The 16142-nt window shown below is 68.7% G+C and carries 17 protein-coding genes, 1 tRNA gene and 1 pseudogene; 14 read left to right on the top strand and 5 right to left on the bottom strand.

The features are described from left to right. Positions 1-190 precede the first annotated feature (190 nt). The 3 genes from OHA55_RS16515 to OHA55_RS16505 all read left to right on the top strand — a co-directional run bounded on the left by OHA55_RS16515 (position 191) and on the right by OHA55_RS16505 (position 4502). Positions 191-880 (top strand): sugar transferase, encoded by a 690-nt coding sequence (locus OHA55_RS16515; protein ID WP_266707004.1) that lies wholly within the window; start codon positions 191-193, stop codon positions 878-880. Positions 881-963: 83 nt separating this feature from the next. Then, the gene (locus OHA55_RS16510; protein WP_266707002.1) at positions 964-3225 is read left to right on the top strand and encodes a (Fe-S)-binding protein; all 2262 of its coding nucleotides are present in this window, start codon (positions 964-966) and stop codon (positions 3223-3225) included. A gap of 296 nt (positions 3226-3521) precedes the next feature. Next, complete coding sequence (locus tag OHA55_RS16505; protein WP_266707000.1) at positions 3522-4502, top strand: YIP1 family protein; 981 nt, start codon at positions 3522-3524, stop codon at positions 4500-4502. Between the two features lie 94 nt (positions 4503-4596). Here OHA55_RS16505 and OHA55_RS16500 read toward each other — a convergent pair whose 3' ends face one another. From OHA55_RS16500 to OHA55_RS16490, 3 genes are all read right to left on the bottom strand, one after another. Beyond that, positions 4597-5100 (bottom strand): phosphoribosyltransferase, encoded by a 504-nt coding sequence (locus tag OHA55_RS16500; protein ID WP_266706998.1) that lies wholly within the window; start codon positions 5098-5100, stop codon positions 4597-4599. A gap of 25 nt (positions 5101-5125) precedes the next feature. Beyond that, entirely contained in the window at positions 5126-5701 is a 576-nt protein-coding gene (gene dcd / locus OHA55_RS16495; RefSeq protein ID WP_266706996.1) for a dCTP deaminase, read from the bottom strand. Positions 5702-5939: 238 nt separating this feature from the next. After that, positions 5940-6155, bottom strand: a complete 216-nt coding sequence (locus OHA55_RS16490) for a hypothetical protein (RefSeq protein ID WP_266706994.1) — start codon at positions 6153-6155, stop codon at positions 5940-5942. A 263-nt stretch (positions 6156-6418) separates the two neighbouring features. On the opposite strand from OHA55_RS16490, the gene OHA55_RS16485 reads away from it, so the two are divergent. The 5 genes and pseudogenes from OHA55_RS16485 to OHA55_RS16465 form a co-directional block, all read left to right on the top strand. Then, positions 6419-6492 (top strand) — tRNA-Gly (locus OHA55_RS16485). 306 nt (positions 6493-6798) lie between these two features. Continuing rightward, a complete protein-coding gene (locus tag OHA55_RS16480; RefSeq protein WP_266706992.1) occupies positions 6799-7482 on the top strand; it encodes a hypothetical protein in 684 nt (227 codons plus the stop codon). After that, complete coding sequence (locus OHA55_RS16475) at positions 7454-8704, top strand: IS3 family transposase (protein ID WP_266706044.1); 1251 nt, start codon at positions 7454-7456, stop codon at positions 8702-8704. The genes OHA55_RS16480 and OHA55_RS16475 overlap by 29 nt, the downstream gene beginning before the upstream one ends. 199 nt (positions 8705-8903) lie before the next feature. Continuing rightward, entirely contained in the window at positions 8904-9395 is a 492-nt protein-coding gene (locus OHA55_RS16470) for a hypothetical protein (protein ID WP_266706990.1), read from the top strand. A 108-nt stretch (positions 9396-9503) separates the two neighbouring features. After that, a pseudogene (locus OHA55_RS16465) lies at positions 9504-9866 on the top strand (mobilization protein); the annotation flags it as partial. Between the two features lie 12 nt (positions 9867-9878). On the opposite strand, the gene OHA55_RS16460 reads toward OHA55_RS16465, so the two are convergent. Both OHA55_RS16460 and OHA55_RS16455 read right to left on the bottom strand, forming a co-directional pair. Next, positions 9879-10445, bottom strand: a complete 567-nt coding sequence (locus OHA55_RS16460) for a peptide deformylase (protein ID WP_266706988.1) — start codon at positions 10443-10445, stop codon at positions 9879-9881. Continuing rightward, on the bottom strand, positions 10426-11391 hold the full coding sequence (locus tag OHA55_RS16455) for a helix-turn-helix transcriptional regulator (protein ID WP_266706986.1): 966 nt from the start codon (positions 11389-11391) through the stop codon (positions 10426-10428). Before OHA55_RS16455 ends, OHA55_RS16460 begins: the two co-directional genes overlap by 20 nt. 164 nt (positions 11392-11555) lie before the next feature. Here OHA55_RS16455 and OHA55_RS16450 point away from each other — a divergent pair, with 164 nt between their 5' ends. The 6 genes from OHA55_RS16450 (at position 11556) to OHA55_RS16425 (ending at position 16142) form a co-directional block, all read left to right on the top strand. After that, a complete protein-coding gene (locus OHA55_RS16450; RefSeq protein WP_266706984.1) occupies positions 11556-11873 on the top strand; it encodes a hypothetical protein in 318 nt (105 codons plus the stop codon). A 226-nt stretch (positions 11874-12099) separates the two neighbouring features. Continuing rightward, a complete protein-coding gene (locus OHA55_RS16445; protein WP_266706982.1) occupies positions 12100-12540 on the top strand; it encodes an ATP-binding protein in 441 nt (146 codons plus the stop codon). Positions 12541-12542: 2 nt separating this feature from the next. Further along, positions 12543-13868, top strand: coding sequence for a UDP-N-acetylglucosamine 1-carboxyvinyltransferase (locus tag OHA55_RS16440; protein ID WP_266706980.1), 1326 nt, complete (start codon positions 12543-12545; stop codon positions 13866-13868). After that, positions 13865-15073 (top strand): metallophosphoesterase, encoded by a 1209-nt coding sequence (locus tag OHA55_RS16435; RefSeq protein WP_266706978.1) that lies wholly within the window; start codon positions 13865-13867, stop codon positions 15071-15073. The genes OHA55_RS16440 and OHA55_RS16435 overlap by 4 nt, the downstream gene beginning before the upstream one ends. Further along, positions 15070-15609 (top strand): dCTP deaminase, encoded by a 540-nt coding sequence (gene dcd / locus OHA55_RS16430; RefSeq protein WP_266706976.1) that lies wholly within the window; start codon positions 15070-15072, stop codon positions 15607-15609. The genes OHA55_RS16435 and dcd (OHA55_RS16430) overlap by 4 nt, the downstream gene beginning before the upstream one ends. Further along, entirely contained in the window at positions 15606-16142 is a 537-nt protein-coding gene (locus OHA55_RS16425) for a deoxycytidine triphosphate deaminase (protein WP_266706974.1), read from the top strand. The genes dcd (OHA55_RS16430) and OHA55_RS16425 overlap by 4 nt, the downstream gene beginning before the upstream one ends.

Below are 16142 nucleotides of genomic sequence, written 5' to 3'. Positions count from 1 at the left end.
AACCCGGGCGGGCGCGATGCGGAACGCGAGGCAGCGACGCTACAGACAGAGCGGCGGCGCATGGTGGCAGTCACTCCAGGCGGCCCGACCGGTCCGGCCCCTCGGCCCGCCGTCGCGCGGGGCCCGGCCCATGGATCCCCCGTCGCGCGGGGCCCGGCCCACGGATCCCCCGTCGCGCGGGACCCGGCCCATGGATCCCCCGTCGCGCCCGAGGCACGTCCCGCCGCCCGGCGGGGTACGCGGGGTACGGACGCCGGCCCCCGTCCCCGTACGCCCACCGGCCCCGCCCCTGCCCCTGGACGGCGGGGCCAAACGGCTGCTGGACGTGACCCTCGGCCTGGCGCTGCTCCTCCTGGCGGCACCCGTCCTGCTCTGCGCCGCGCTCGCCCTCGCCGTACGGCACGGCCCCGGCAGGGTGATCGACCGGAGCCCCCGGGCCGGGCTCGGCGGGCGCACCTTCGTCCTGCGGTCGCTGCGCACCCGGTGGCTCCGGCTCGACGCGGTCTCCCGGCTGGCGCACGTCGTGCGCGGGGAGCTGTCGCTCGTCGGCCCCGCGCCGCTCGCACCGGACGACCCCCGCCTGCTGGACGGCGGGCCGCGCCGCTGGCGGCTGGAGCTGCGCCCCGGGCTGACCGGGCTCGCGCAGGTGCGCGCGCGTTCCGGGATGCCGTGGGACGAGGCGGCGCTGCTCGACCTGCACTACGCCCAGACCCTGGCCCTGAGCCGGACCCAAACCCAGCGAATCAGGCTCGACCTGGCAATTCTGGCCGAATCCGTGCACACTCCTGTGCGCGCGACCCTCCGCGGACCGACCCGGCGGGCCAAGGGCAGCCTGAGCGACACAGATCACCGGCTGCCCGGCTACAGCCCGCTGGAATAAGTGGATAGTGTCAGCACAGACTGATTAAGTTACTGCTTAGTAGTGTCAAAAATCCCACCCTCGCAGGCCCGAGGAGCCCCTTCATGCAACTCGCCGCGATCATCGTGTCGCTGGTGCTGACCGTGGTCGGCGTTGCGCTCATTTCCCGAGCCGTCGCGCAGATCTACCGGTTCGTCCGCCTCGGACAGCCGGTCCCCGCGGGCAGCCGCACCGACGACCCCAAGAACCGCACGATCACCCTGGCCAAGGAGTTCGTCGGCCACACCCGGATGAACCGGTGGGGCATCGTCGGCGTCGCGCACTGGTTCGTCGCCGTCGGCTTCCTGACCCTGGGCCTGACCATCGTCACGGCCTACGGTCAGCTGTTCAAGGCCGACTGGGTGCTCCCGGTCCTCGGCGGCTGGCTGCCGTACGAGGTCTACACGGAGTTCATCGCGCTCGCGACGACGGTGGGCATCCTCGTCCTCATCGCGATCCGCCAGCTGAACCTGCCCTCCCGTCCGGGCCGCAAGTCCCGGTTCGCGGGGTCCAAGATGGGCCAGGCGTACTTCGTCGAGTCGGTCATCCTCGTCATCGGCCTCGCGATCATGACCCTGCGCGGGCTCGAGGGCGCCCTGCACCACGTGGACGGCTACGAGGCTTCGTACTTCGCGTCGTACCCCCTGGTCGCCGCGTTCAAGGGCCTGGGCCTCTCCACGCTGCAGAACCTCGTCTACCTCACCGCGATGATCAAGCTCGGCGTCACCATGGGCTGGGCGATCACCGTCGGGCTGAACACCAACATGGGCGTCGCCTGGCACCGCTTCCTCGCCTTCCCGAACATCTGGTTCAAGCGGAACGCGGACGGAGCCGTCGCGCTCGGCGAGCTCAAGCCGATGACCAGCGGCGGCAAGGAGATCGACTTCGAGGACCCGGGCGAGGACGACGTCTTCGGCGTCTCCCAGGTCGAGCAGTTCTCCTGGAAGGGCATCCTCGACTTCTCCACCTGCACCGAGTGCGGCCGCTGCCAGTCGCAGTGCCCCGCCTGGAACACCGGCAAGCCGCTCTCCCCGAAGCTCCTCATCATGTCCCTGCGCGACCACGCGCACGCCAAGGCGCCGTATCTGCTGGCCGGCGGCGGCAAGGACACGGAGGGCAACGAGAAGGCCACCGAGGAGCAGCTCAAGGACGTCCCGGCGTCGGCCCTCGCGGAGGCCGAGCGCCCGCTGATCGGCACCGCCGAGGAGAACGGCGTCATCGACCCGGACGTCCTCTGGTCCTGCACCACCTGCGGTGCCTGCGTCGAGCAGTGCCCCGTCGACATCGAGCACATCGACCACATCGTCGACATGCGCCGCTACCAGGTGATGATCGAGTCCGCGTTCCCGTCCGAGGCGGGCACGATGCTCAAGAACCTGGAGAAGAAGGGCAACCCCTGGGGGCTCGCCAAGAAGCAGCGCGTCGAGTGGACCAAGGAGGTCGACTTCGAGGTCCCGATCGTCGGCAAGGACGTCGAGGACCTCACCGAGGTCGACTACCTCTACTGGGTCGGCTGCGCCGGCGCCCTGGAGGACCGGGCGAAGAAGACCACCAAGGCCTTCGCCGAGCTGCTCCACATCGCGGGCGTCAAGTTCGCGATCATGGGCGGCGACGAGAAGTGCACCGGTGACTCCGCCCGCCGCCTCGGCAACGAGCCGCTCTTCCAGCAGCTCGGCCAGGAGAACGTCGCGATGCTGAACATGGCGTTCGGCGAGGATGACGAGGACGACTCCACCAAGAAGGCGAAGGCGACGAAGAAGATCGTCGCGACCTGCCCGCACTGCTTCAACACCATCGCCAACGAGTACCCGCAGCTCGGCGGCGAGTACGAGGTCATCCACCACACCCAGCTGCTCCAGCACCTGGTGGACGAGGGCAAGCTCGTCCCGGTGACCCCGGTCGAGGGTCTGATCACCTACCACGACCCCTGCTACCTGGGCCGTCACAACAAGGTCTACACACCGCCGCGCGAGATCATCAAGAGCGTTCCGGGCCTGCGGAACGAGGAGATGCACCGCCACAAGGAGCGCGGCTTCTGCTGCGGCGCCGGCGGCGCGCGGATGTGGATGGAGGAGCGGATCGGCAAGCGCATCAACAACGAGCGCGTCGACGAGGCCCTCTCCCTCAACCCGGACATCGTCTCCACCGCCTGCCCGTTCTGCCTCGTCATGCTGACCGACTCGGTCAACGGCAAGAAGAACGACGGCAAGGCCAAGGAGTCGATCCAGGTCGTGGACGTCTCGCAGCTCCTGCTGGAGTCCGTGAAGAAGCCCGTCGAGCCGGAGCCCGAGCCCCAGCCGGAGCCCGAACCGGAACCGGCCGCGTAACGCACCACCCCGCACCACCCGCACCACCCGGCGCCACAGCACCACCCCGCACCACCCGCACGTGAGAAGCGGTCGGACCTGCCTCGGGGGCAGGACCGGCCGCTTTTCGCGTACCTGGACGCACCGGCACCCGTATTCATCCGTGTTCACCCGTGTTCACCCGCACGGGACCACGCCTTCACCCGTACGGGAACACACCCGGAAGCCCGTACGGGATGTCACAGCTCAGCCGCAAAGCCGTCCGCGTCCCCCCACTCCCCCACTGGGCGCGGCCCGGACCAGGTACGTTCGATCACGTGGCTGGATTCAGGATCGGACGCGGCCGGGACAACCGCACCCCGCAACAACCGCAGCAGGCGCGGCAACCGCAGCAGCGGCAGCCGTACGGAGGGCAGCAGGCACCACAGCCCCCGTACGGTGCCCAGCAGTGGCCGCAGGCAGGCGGCACCCCCGCCCCGCCGCAGTACGGCGCGCCCCGCGCGACCCCGTACGGCAACGGCGGCGGCTACACCTCCGCGCCCCGCGGCAACGACGGGCGCGGGCAGTACGACGGACGCGGCCAGCAGCCGGGCGGGCACGGTGAGCCGGAGTACTTCGGCGACCCGTACCAGGAGGCCCCGCGCCAAGACCCGTACGCGAACAACCCGGGACACACGCAGGCGTTCAGCCTCGGCGACGACCCGTACAACGACGGCGGCACCTACCAGGCGGGCAACACCCCGGCCCAGCCGGCCGGCCCGCGCCTGGCCTGGAAGGACCTGCTGTCCGGCATCGTGCTGCGCCCCGGCGCGACGTTCTGGCAGATGCGGGACTACCCGGTCTGGGGCCCCGCGCTGATCGTCACCTTCGTCTACGGGCTGCTGGCGCTGTTCGGCTTCGACCAGGCCCGCGAAGAGGCCATCAACGCCACCATCTCCACGGCCGTCCCCTACGTCATCCTCACCGGCGTCGGTTTCGTCATCGGCGGCCTGATCCTCGGTGCGGTGACCCACACCCTGGCTCGCCAGCTCGGCGGCGACGGAGCCTGGCAGCCCACCGTGGGCCTCTCCATGCTGATCATGTCGATCACGGACGCCCCCCGACTGCTCTTCGCCCTCTTCCTGGGCGGCGACAACTCGTTCGTCCAGATCATCGGCTGGCTCACCCTGCTGGCCGCCGGAGCGCTCTTCACCTCGATGATCAGCAAGTCCCACGACCTGCCCTGGCCGAAGGCCCTGGGCGCCTCGGCACTCCAGCTGATCGGCCTGCTCTCCATCCTCAAGCTCGGCGTCATCTGAGCGGCAGACCGCCGCCCGTACGGAGAAGGCCCGGACCCCTATCTGCGGGGGCCCGGGCCTTCTCCGTACGCGATACCGCTGCTGCCTCGGTCCCTCAGGAGTCGAGAACCTGCCCCGTACGCCGCACGACGGGCTTCTCGACGCTCCACGGGAAGTTGATCCAGCGGTCGGTCTTCTTCCACACGTACTCGCACTTCACGAGCGACTGCGGCTTCTCGTAGATGACCGCGCTGCGTACCTCGGCGACGTGGTCCAGGCAGAAGTCGCGGACCAGCTTCAGCGTCTTGCCGGTGTCGGCGACGTCGTCGGCGATCAGGACCTTCTTGCGCGTGAAGTCCACGACGTTCGGGACGGGCGCCAGCATGACCGGCATCTCCAGGGTCGTGCCCACACCGGTGTAGAACTCCACGTTGACCAGGTGGATGTTCTTGCAGTCCAGCGCGTACGCCAGACCGCCGGCCACGAACACGCCGCCCCGCGCGATGCTCAGCACCACATCGGGCTCGAACCCGTCGTCGGCCACCGCCTGCGCGAGCTCCCGCACGGCGAGCCCGAACGTCTCGTAGGTCAGGTTCTCCCGGTCCTCCGCAGCTGCCACGCCCGTCACCTCCGCGTCCTTCTTCTCAGACCTGGGTCCGGTGGAAGTTCAGATACGAACGCGAGGCCGTCGGACCGCGCTGCCCCTGGTAGCGGGAACCGTACCGCTCCGAACCGTAGGGGAACTCCGACGGCGACGTCAGGCGGAACATGCACAACTGCCCGATCTTCATCCCCGGCCACAGCTTTATCGGCAGCGTCGCCAGATTCGACAGCTCCAGCGTGACGTGCCCCGAGAACCCGGGGTCGATGAACCCGGCGGTGGAGTGCGTCACCAGCCCGAGCCGCCCGAGCGAACTCTTGCCCTCCAGCCGCGAGGCCAGGTCGTCGGGGAGCGTGATGACCTCGTACGTCGACGCGAGCACGAACTCGCCGGGATGCAGGATGAACGGCTCATCCCCCTCCGGCTCGACCGTCCGGGTCAGGTCGGGCTGCTCGACGGCGGGGTCGATGTGGGGGTAGCGGTGGTTCTCGAACACCCGGAAGTAGCGGTCCAGCCGCACATCGATGCTCGAAGGCTGAACCATCGACGGATCGAACGGGTCGATACGGACCCGACCGCTGTCGATCTCGTTCCGGAGGTCTTTGTCAGAGAGAAGCACGATCCGAGGATACGCAGAACGCGCGAGCCCACCCCAACCGGACCGCACCCGCGCGCCTGCCCCACCACCGCCGACGACCTCCGCCGACCCTTCCGCCGACCTGCCGCCGACCCTTTCACCGGCTCTGTTCACCGGCTCTGTTCACCGGACCGCCGCACCGTCCCCGGAATCCCTCAGGACTACGGCTCCGAACTACGGCTCCGGACTACCGGCTACCCGTTCCTGCTACCGGGCCCGGCTACCGCCGGCCCGGCACCACCGGGACCGAGCTGCGCAGCCGCGCGCACCGGGGGCACCGGATCAGCCGCCCGGGCCCGATCCGGTCCGACCCGAGTTGCTGCATCGGAAACGTCGAGGTGGCGAACACATGCCCCTCCGCGCAACGGACGACGGTGCGCTCCGCCAATTCCCCCGACCCCACTGCTGCCACTGCCACTGCCTTCAACGACTCCATCAAGTCCCTTCCCCAACCAACCGGCCTCGAACGAGAAAGCCACACATTAGGGGATGAACAGGACCCGCTCCACACGCCGCTCCGCTCCAACCTACGCCCCCAACTCCCGCCCACCGCACACCCGTCAACCCCACCCCCTCGCTCCCCCCACCCCACACCACGACAAGCCCCCCGAAACGCCGAAAGGGCCCGCGACGGATTCGCCGGGGCCCTGCCATGAGGTACAGTGTGCGAGCATGCACAGCCGATCATCGGCGCTGCTCGCGGGTGTAGTTTAATGGTAGAACATGAGCTTCCCAAGCTCAGAGCGCGAGTTCGATTCTCGTCACCCGCTCCATATGAAGGCCCTGGTCGGAGACCAGGGCCTTGTTCGTTGTCTACACCTCTTGCGAGGTGGCGTGCCCTCCGCGTGCCCTATCTCTGAGGGCACTCCCTGCAAAGACCCACTCCGGCCGCCCTTGTGAACGCCCCCTCTCAGCCCAACCTCCCCCCTTGTTCCGGGACACCCTTGATTCACGCCTGCTCGCAACACGAAGGCGAATAAGCTGATGCGTTACGCAGTAAAGCCCCTCGGTCAGCGGCCCTGCCGCTCATTCCTAGAAAGGGCCCCAGCAGCTGCCCGCACCGGTCTAGCGTTATCAGCATGACAGCCGCAGCCCCCATCGAGGTCAACCTTCTGACCCACTTACCCCGCCTCGAATTGCGCTTCAGCTCCAGCGCGTCACTGGTGGCCACGGACGCGGATGATGACCCCGCAACGCTGGAGTGGAGTTGCAAGGCCGTTCTCCCCGTCTGGGAACCCATGGACGACGAAGAGGTCGCAGAGGGCGAAAGGCTCCTCTCGCCAGATGTATCGCTATCACGTTCTTCGCGCGACGATGGCGAGGAGCTGACCATCTTCAGGATGTCGGGCCTCACCCTCGACCTGTGGCGGATCCACCGCATCTACGACTCGCTGGACTCACGGAGCTCCGACTACGAGCACTTCGCCCGGCTTTTCGACCCCTCGGGGGACATGGGGCTGCATGCCGAGTTCGAAGAGTGTCTGATCGGTGGCACCCACGTGGTCCTCATTGATCGCGCCAGGCTTGCTCCCGCTTGGCGTGGTCTCGGCGGCGTCGGCCGACTGCTCATCGGGCGCTTGCTCCGCTGGACGACCGACTCGGCGGCCCTGGTGGCCACTCACCCGTTTCCCATCGACATCCCAGCCGACGAACGCGACGACAAGGCCCGGCTCGCAAGGGAAACTGAACCGCCCCGGGTCGAGTGGAGACTCAATTCCGTGAAAGGATTGAGTCATGGCACGCCCTTCCTCTTATCCCGTTGAGCTGCGCAAACGAGCGGTTCGTATGGTCGGCGAGGTCCGCGGTGACTACCCGAACGAGTCGGCTGCCGTGCGGGCGGTCGCCCAGAAGCTCGGTATCGGTTCGGCCGAGACCCTGCGGAACTGGGTCAGGCGGGACGAGATCGACTCCGGGCAGCGTCCGGGCACGACGTCGGAGGAGTCCGCGGCGATGAAGGCGTTGAAGAAGGAGAACGCCGAATTGCGCCGCGCGAACGACATCCTGAAGGCTGCGGCGTCTTTCTTCGCGGCCGAGCTCGACCGGCCACACACGCTCGTAGCGTTCATCGACGAGCACCGGGCCCGCTTCGGCGGTGTCGAGCCGATCTGCCGCGTACTCGCCGAGCACGACTGCAAGATCGCCCCCTCCACCTACTACGCGGCGAAGAAACGCGCCGCCGAACCTTCGGCCAGACAGGTGCGGGACGCCGTCCTCAAGGACGCGATCACCGAGGTCCACGAGGCCAACTACCGTGTCTACGGCGCCAGGAAAGTCTGGCGCGAGCTGCACCGACAGGGCCACACCGTGGCCCGGTGCACCGTCGAACGTCTCATGCGCGAGCTCGGCATCACCGGCGCCGTCCGCGGAAGGAAGGTCATCACCACGATCCAGGACAGCAGCGTCGAGCGGGCACCGGACCTGCTGGACCGCAAGTTCGTCGCGTCGGCCCCCAACCGCTACTGGGTCGCCGACTTCACCCACGTCAAGACCTGGTCGGGGGTCGTCTACGTCGCCTTCGTCGTCGACACCTTCTCCCGCCGGATCGTCGGCTGGTCCGCTGCCACATCGAAGGAGACCAAGCTCGTCCTGGACACTCTGGACATGGCCCTGTGGCAACGCGACCGCGATGAACACCCCCACCGGCGCGGCGAGTTGATACATCATTCCGATGCCGGGTCGCAGTACACGAGCTTCCGGCTCGCCGAGCACCTGGCAGCCGCCGGCATCGCCGCCTCGATCGGCTCGGTCGGCGACGCCTACGACAACGCCCTCATGGAGTCCGCGATCGGCCTGTTCAAGACCGAGCTGATCAAACCGGGGCGCCCCTGGAGGACTCTTTCCCAGGTCGAGCTCGCTACCGCGGAGTGGGTGGACTGGTACTGCCACCGCCGGCTCCACGGTGAAATAGGGCACATCCCACCCGTCGAATACGAGACCAACTACTACCGCGCGACCACGAAACCCCAGGTCACAACCGCAATATGAAGTCTCTACCGAACCCGGGGCGGTTCAACATCTGTGGTGCAGAAGACCTGGCAGTCGCTGGGCTTCGAACCGTTCCACGATGACCTATGGGTGATGCAGCCACACCTGCGGGCCCACGGAGACGCAGTGCAGCGCCTGGAGAACACCCTGCTCGAAAATTGAGTCCGCCCCCTTCCCATCTCAACCAGAAGGATCGTCCATGGGCGAGTTCACCAACTACAAAGACCAGCAGAAGCTGCATATCCTTCGCCTGCTTCATGTCCGGGTCACCGCGTTCGCCGCGTCACAGCCCGACGCCACCCTTGCCGACTTCGAGCAGTACGTCCGCCTGGAGATGGAAGATTTCGAGGCAGAGGTCGAAGCGAGCGAGCAGTCCGCCAAGAATGCCGTACTGACAAAGCCACTGACGGGTCCGCTAGCGGATCCCACGCGGCAGACGGCCTTCCGGAAACGGCAAACGGACTCCCCTACCGACGAACCTACTCGAAGGGCGCGGTGGGCGGAACGGACCGCCACGTTGGAGGAGATCAAAGTGCAAGGCGTCAAGGAAGCGCTGGACTGGGACTGCCGCGCCTGCGGGGCACGAATCGGCGATGCCTGCCACACAGCCGGCGGCCAGGTTCGAGCCCCGCACTTCCTGAGGGCCACAGACGCGGAACTGCCTTACCACCAGGTTTACGGCACCCGCTGACCCGAGCGGACTTGAACCTGCCGGTGATCCGATTGGCGACCTACCCACGATCCTGCGCACTCCAGCTGCCGCACGAGATGGGGCAGGGCTGGTGATGCTGCTAGCGACCAGACCCAACAGCGTTACGCCCGCCACCTCCGGCAGGCCGCCCCCGATCACGCCGAACTCATCCTCCAGGACCCCGCCTGGGACGCCCTCGCTACGGTGCTCGCCGACGCGGAAGCAGCCGGCCACAACCCGACCATCGTCCTCGACCGGGCCCTCGGCCAACGTGCCCTCGACGACTCCCGCAACCCCGCCCGCACCCTGACCTGGCGCGTTCACCGCCTCGGCAAACGCCACACACCTGGGCCCCGCGCCCAGGCAGCCATGGCCCGCAGCACCACCCGGGTCCCCACCGTCACAAGCCGTCCGGCAGCTGCCACACCTGCCGCAGCGCAGCAACAGCCGTCGCACAAGCGACGGCGTTGATCAGCCCACCCGTTACCGCTCGTAGGCCCACGCGCGGCCGGTCTGGCGGTACTGCTCGACCGGGATGGGGGCGACGCCAGCGGGCATCCGCGTGGTGTAGAGCAGGCCGTCCAGGTGGTCGATCTCGTGGTGGATCAGGCGAGCGAGTCCACGTTCGTAGGTGGCGGTCACCACGTGTCCGTCCAGGGTGGTGGTCTCTACCGTGATGCGCAGAGGGCGGGGGACCAGGCCGCGGACGTCGAAGAACGACAGGCAGCCCTCGTACTGCTCGTCCGTCTCGCTGGAGCGGTCGGTGATGCGGGGGTTCAGCAGAACAACCGCAGGAGTGTCGCCGGAGGGCTGGACCACAGCGGCGGCCCTGCCGATCCCGATCTGAGGAGCCGCGAGGCCCATGCCCTTGGCGAACGGGTGGACCTGACCGATCCGCTCCATGGAAGCGAGCATCTGCTCGATGGCTTGCTCGGCTGCCTCACGCTCGGCCGGCAGGTCGAAGGCGCGAGCGGGCTCGGTGAGAAGCGGGGCTCCGTCCTGCACGACGCCGAGGTCCCGCATCTGCTCGCTAGGCCGCACCTGGTTCACCTGAACTCTCCTTCAACCATGTCCCGTTCGCTTGGCTTCGGAACCGCCACTCCAGACGGTACCGGGCGTGCAGTGCGGGTGCGGAGGTGCTCCAGGAGAAGATCCTCGTCCCGTTCTCCTCGCGCTGTGTCAGAGCTGTCCGCAGCGGTACGGCCTCGGCGGTCATGGAGGTCTCGGTTCCCCACACAGCGGGGTCGAGTGCAGCGGGAAAGGCGAGTTCGACCGCCAAGTGCTCGGTGGGCAGGCGCACAGCACGCTGGAACCAACGGCCCCACTTCTCTTCGCCCACCGAGTAGGCGTACTCGATCCAGACCGACTCGCCCGGGTAGAGAGGGAAGCGGCCCTCGGCGTTCTCGAACACCAGCCACACCTCTTTGAAGGCGTCGCGGTCGTGCTTGGTCTGCCAGCGCATCGCCTCGCCCCGGCAGGCCGCGGTAAGGGCGAGTTCGTCCCAGGTCAGCGGGTGTTCGCGGTAGTGGGCGTTGGAACGTTCGGGCTCGCCGGGGTAGCGGTCGACGCTGATGCGGATCAGGTAGCGGCTGATCGGCTCGCTGCCCGTGTTCCGCAGCAGGCGGCGCATCGTCAGCCGGTAGTGGCTGCCGTCGTAATGCAGGCGGGCCGCATCGTGCTCGACGACGATCGCCGAGCCGGTCGCGTACGGCTGCTCGGCCCTGCGCGGAGCCTGCACTGGCGGCGCCGGGGCGGTGCGAACCTTGGCCGCCTCATAGTCCAGCCATCGCTTCCAGATGGCCTTGCCCGCGTTCAGGGCCTCCTCCGCGCGCAGCGCGAAGTCCTCTGTCGGTTTATGCCGACCCGACTCGACATGGCTGACGTAGGAGGGGTCGAAACCCATCCTCCTGGCCAACTCCCGCTTGGCCAGGCCCCTCACCTCGCGCCAATGGGCCAGATCCGCCGCGAACGCCTCAGCCGCTTGCTCGACCGTCAAGGCATCGTCCCGCGCGTCCATCAAAGCCCCCGCCCTGACTGCCGAATGAGATGAATGAACCGTGAGTGATCTCGATTCACCATTCTGTCATGGTGGCGCTCACCGGTTTCCTTCCTTCACTGGCCCAAGTCGAGCTCCGGGCCCCAAGAAGGAGGGTGACAGCGATGCGCATGCTGCACGCGCCCAACGTTCCCAACCCTGTTTACGCGACTGCCGGTTCGGACTTCGCCTTCGCCTACCTGATCGCTCCGGCTCTGACTGACGCCAGGGCGGGAATGACCGTGGCCTCTCCGGTCCCGGTCGGCGAGCCCCGGGTGCACTTCTCGCTCACCACACCGCCGTCCACCGCGTACCGGGCCCGCTTCGACACCGGCGCGGACGCCTTGGTCGACCGGTTCCGGGACCGGCGGCCGGAAGTGGTGGTGGCCACCCATGTCGAGGCCGCGCCCGCGAGTCGGGACACGCCCCGGGAGCCGAGGTGAACGCGGGCTCGGCCGAGCACCTCGCCGAGCCGTCTCGCGTCGATCATCTGTGCCACGAAACTTCTCGCCGCACCCGACCCCGCCTACTCAACTGAGCCAGGTCACAGGCCACTTGGTGGCCATACGGCCTTTTGCATAGCAATTCCAAGCGCGCGCGGCCGGGCAATTCCATGGACCGCCCCGGACGGTACTCCGGTGAGGCCGCGCTCAACCAGAAGGCACTTCTGTGAAACCCCTTCGCTTCAGCTTCTCCGTAGCCGGCACGCCGTACGCCGTCACGGACTCCAGACACCGGGTCGTCGCGGGGGTTCGTGACTGGCGGCTGGATGGCGCCGACGAGGTGCTGGAGGACGTGGCGCTGGTGACCAGCGAGTTGCTGACCAACGCCGTGCGTCATGCCGGACACGGCCCCATCTCCGTGGCCGCGGAGCTGAACGACGGCCGGGTGCGCATCGAGATCTGCGACTCCAGTCCCGTACTCCCGAAGGCCGACCTGCCCGGTACTGACGACGAAAGCGGGCGCGGCCTGCCCATCGTCGCGGCGCTGGCCGCCCGCCACGACGTCGAGGCGACTGCTTCCGGGAAGCGGTGCTGGGCCGAGATCACGGTGCCGGCGCCACCCGCATGTCCCGACGCGGCCGTACACGCCCTGCTTCCAAGGAGATGACCATGCCCCTCACCCAGATCCCTGCCACCACGGCCGAGGTGATCGCGATCCGTCCCGGCCCGCCGCTCGCCGGGGCCGTGACCGTCGACGGCTCCAAGAACGCCGCTCTGCCGCTCCTCGCAGCGGCTGCGGCCCTGCGTCGGCCGGTACAGCTCAGCAACGTCCCCACCAGTGCCGACGTGCAGGCCATGCTCACGCTGGTGCAGCAGGCCGGGCACCGGCTGGCTCGTACGGTCGGCGACCCGAGCACGGTCCTGTTCATGGGCGGCGGCATCGGAACCATCGCCCCGGAGTTGTTCGAGACCGCAGGTCGCATCCGCGCCTCGTACTACCTGGTGCCCGCACTGCTCGCCACCCACGGAAGGGCCGTTCTGCCGTGGCCGGGCGGGTGCCGGATCGGGGATCGGGGGATGGAGCAGCACTTCAGGATGTACGAGGCGTTCGGCGACCGGTACGCGGTGGACGCGCGCGGTTACAGCGTGGTGGCCGGGAGTGCCCGTACCGACTCCGTCTCGGTGATGCTGCCTTTCCGCTCGCGCGGCGCGACCGTCGCCGCGATCCTGCGAGCGGTGGTCGCGGGTCGACCGTTACGGCTGGGCCTCCCGAACCTGTCTCCGGAGGTCACCGGCGTTCTGCGCGCGGTGCAGTCAGCGGGGTGGGGCGCCCATGCAACCGAGCGCCTGATCGCTCTCACTCCGCCGACTGCGGCCTCCGTGGAGGGCTCCATCACCTGGGCCGTTCCCGGCGACAAGATCGAGGCGGGCACGCTCGCCTGCGCGCTCGCGGCCACGGGCGGCCACGGCCGCATCGAGGGCGTACGCGGCGAGGACGTCGCGCCCGTCGTGACCGCTCTGCGCTGGCTCGGCGTGCCGGTGGCCGTGCAGGAGAACGCCCTCACGGTTCACGCCCGGAACATGCAGCCGACCGGCCACTCCCTGCGCGCCATCGCTTCCCTCTCCCCCGGCGGCCTGGACGCTGACTTCGAGCCCGCGCTCATGGCGCTGGCCCTTGGACTGCCCGGCACGCACCTCTTCGCGGACACGATCAACCCCGGCCGCCACGGCAACCTGGTCCCCCAACTCGCAGCGCTGGGAGCGGACATCGACCAGATCTCGGCCACCCAGTGCCGCCTCACCGGGCCGCAGCGCCTGACCGGCGCGGGGGTGGAGTCCACCGACATCCGGACCGGGTCGGCCCTCCTCATCGCGGGGCTCACCGCGCGCGGCGTCACCACCCTCGGAGGGCTCCAGCAGCTCCGCCGGGGGTATGCCGACCTCCCTGCCAAGCTCCGCGCCCTCGGCGCCGACATCTGCGAGGTCACGCCGTGACCCGGACCTTGCAGCGCATCGTGGCCACGACCGATGTCCACTCCGCCTTCGACGGCGTCGCGCCTCTGCTGGCCCACCTGCACGCGGCCCGGCCCGAGGCTCTCGTCGTCGACAGCGGCGACTTCCTCGAGGGCAGCGGGTACTACCGGCTGGGCGGCGGACAGGTCGAGCGCGAGATCCTCACCACCCTGTACGACGCGATCGCCCCCGGGAACCACGGCTGGCCGCACTACTTCGAACCGAGCCTCCACAGGCTCACCGTTTGCGCGAACGTGGTGGACGCCGCCAGCGGGAGTGCCCTGTTCCGGCGCGTCCACCTGGCCACGATCGGTGGCCGGCGGGTCGCGGTGACCGGTGTGATGGGCGTCCAGGCGTTCAACGCCGTCCCGTTCGCCGACCGGGCCGGCCACCGCGTCACCGACCCGGTTCGGGCGCTCAGGGAGTTGATGCTCGCCCACCACCACGAGGTGGACTCCTGGATCCTGCTGAGCCACTCCGGATTCGCCGAAGACCTGAAGATCGCCGAAGCCTGCCCGTTCCTGGACGTGATTTTCGCGGGACACTGCCACAGCGACCAGTACGGACCCGTCCGCGTAGGCGACACCCTGGTCCTCAAGAGCCATGAACTGGCAGTCGGCTACGCGCTCGCGAGCGTGGAAGAGGGCGGCTGGAGCGGCCGGTCGGTTCGCCTGCCGCCCGCAGCCGCAGCCTCCCCACCCGGCCTGGAACCGATCCACGACGAGATCGAAAGCCTGCGCCGGCGCTTGGCGGCACCCCTCGGCACGGTCGCTCGTGCCTACCGGCACCGCGTCCCCGACCGGGCCGAGCTGGTCGCGGAGATCGTCGAACGACTGCATACGGGCCTGGGAGCGGAAGCGGTCGTCCTCAACGAGACCGCGCTCCGCCCCGTCCCCCTCGGCACCACGCTCACCAGGGGCGACCTGCTCGCCACCGAACCGTTCGACAACCAGCTCGTCCACGTCGCGCTGCCCGACGATCAGCACCAGGTCCGCGCCCTGCTGGAGCGCCTGTCCACGCAGGCCGGTCCCCTGGCCACCGCACCGGCATCGCTGCCGCCCTGCACCCGATCCCTCCTGACCACCGGCTACCTCGCCGACGCGTATTTCGACGGACACCCCAGACAGGCCGCCATGCCCCTCGGCCAAGCCGTCCAGCACGTCCTGACCGAAGGAGGAAGACCGTGATCCTGACCGGTCCCGAGATCACCACGGCCACGGTCGACGGGCGCTTACGCATCGCCCCGTTCGACCAGAACCAGGTCAACCCCAACAGCTACAACGTCCGGCTCGGCCCGACCCTCCTGACGTACACGACCCCGGTCATCGACAGCCACCGCCCCAATCCCACGGCGGAAGTACTGATCGACGAGGGCGGCTACGTCCTCCAGCCCGGCGAGCTCTACCTCGGCCACACCCTCGAAGAAGTCGGCTCCGACTCCTTCGTACCGCTGCTGTTCGGCCGCTCCTCGGTGGGCCGACTGGGACTGTTCGTCGAGATCACCGCGCCGATCGGCGACATCGGATTCCACGGGCAGTGGACGCTGATGCTGTCCGCCGTCCGCCCCTTGCGCGTATACCCGGGCATGAAGATCGGGCAGATCATGTTCTTCGTCGCGGCCGGCCCCGTCGACCTCTACACCGGCAAGTACCAGGCGGCCACGGGCCCGCAGCCCTCCGCGTACTGGCGCGACCTTCCGCCGGCCAGATCGGCGGAGTCGTGATCCTCACCGGCCCGGCCATCGCCGCCGCACGGGCCGACGGCGCCCTCACCATCGAGCCCTACGATCCCGCGTACCTCTCGCCGAACGCCTACGACTGGCGGCTCGGCGACACCCTGCGCATCTGCGACGGCGACCTCGACGCGGCCTCCCGCACCCCCAGCCGCGAGATCACCATCCCGCCGGAGGGCTACGTCCTGGTCCCCGGCGTCCTGTACCTCGGCGTCACGCGCGAAAGGACCGGATCGGAGACGTACGCGCAGTTCCTCAACGGCAGCCGGAGCATCGGCGCCCTCGGGATATGGGTCCACGTCTCCGCCCCGCTCGGCCACCAGGGCCACGCCATCCGATGGACCCTGGAGATTCGCGCGGCCCGTCCCGTACGGATCTACCCACTCATGGTCTTCGGGAAAGTCACCTTCCACCAGACCTTCGGCACCGCGGCGAGCTACCAGCAGCTCGGCCTCAAGTACCGCTCCAGCGCGGGGATCGAGACCTCCCGCCTCTACGAAGAGATGCAGGGAGGCCAGTCGTGA

The sequence above is a fragment of the Streptomyces sp. NBC_00102 genome (assembly GCF_026343115.1).
GTDB lineage: Bacteria > Actinomycetota > Actinomycetes > Streptomycetales > Streptomycetaceae > Streptomyces.
This window is presented reverse-complemented; position numbering and strand designations above follow the sequence as displayed.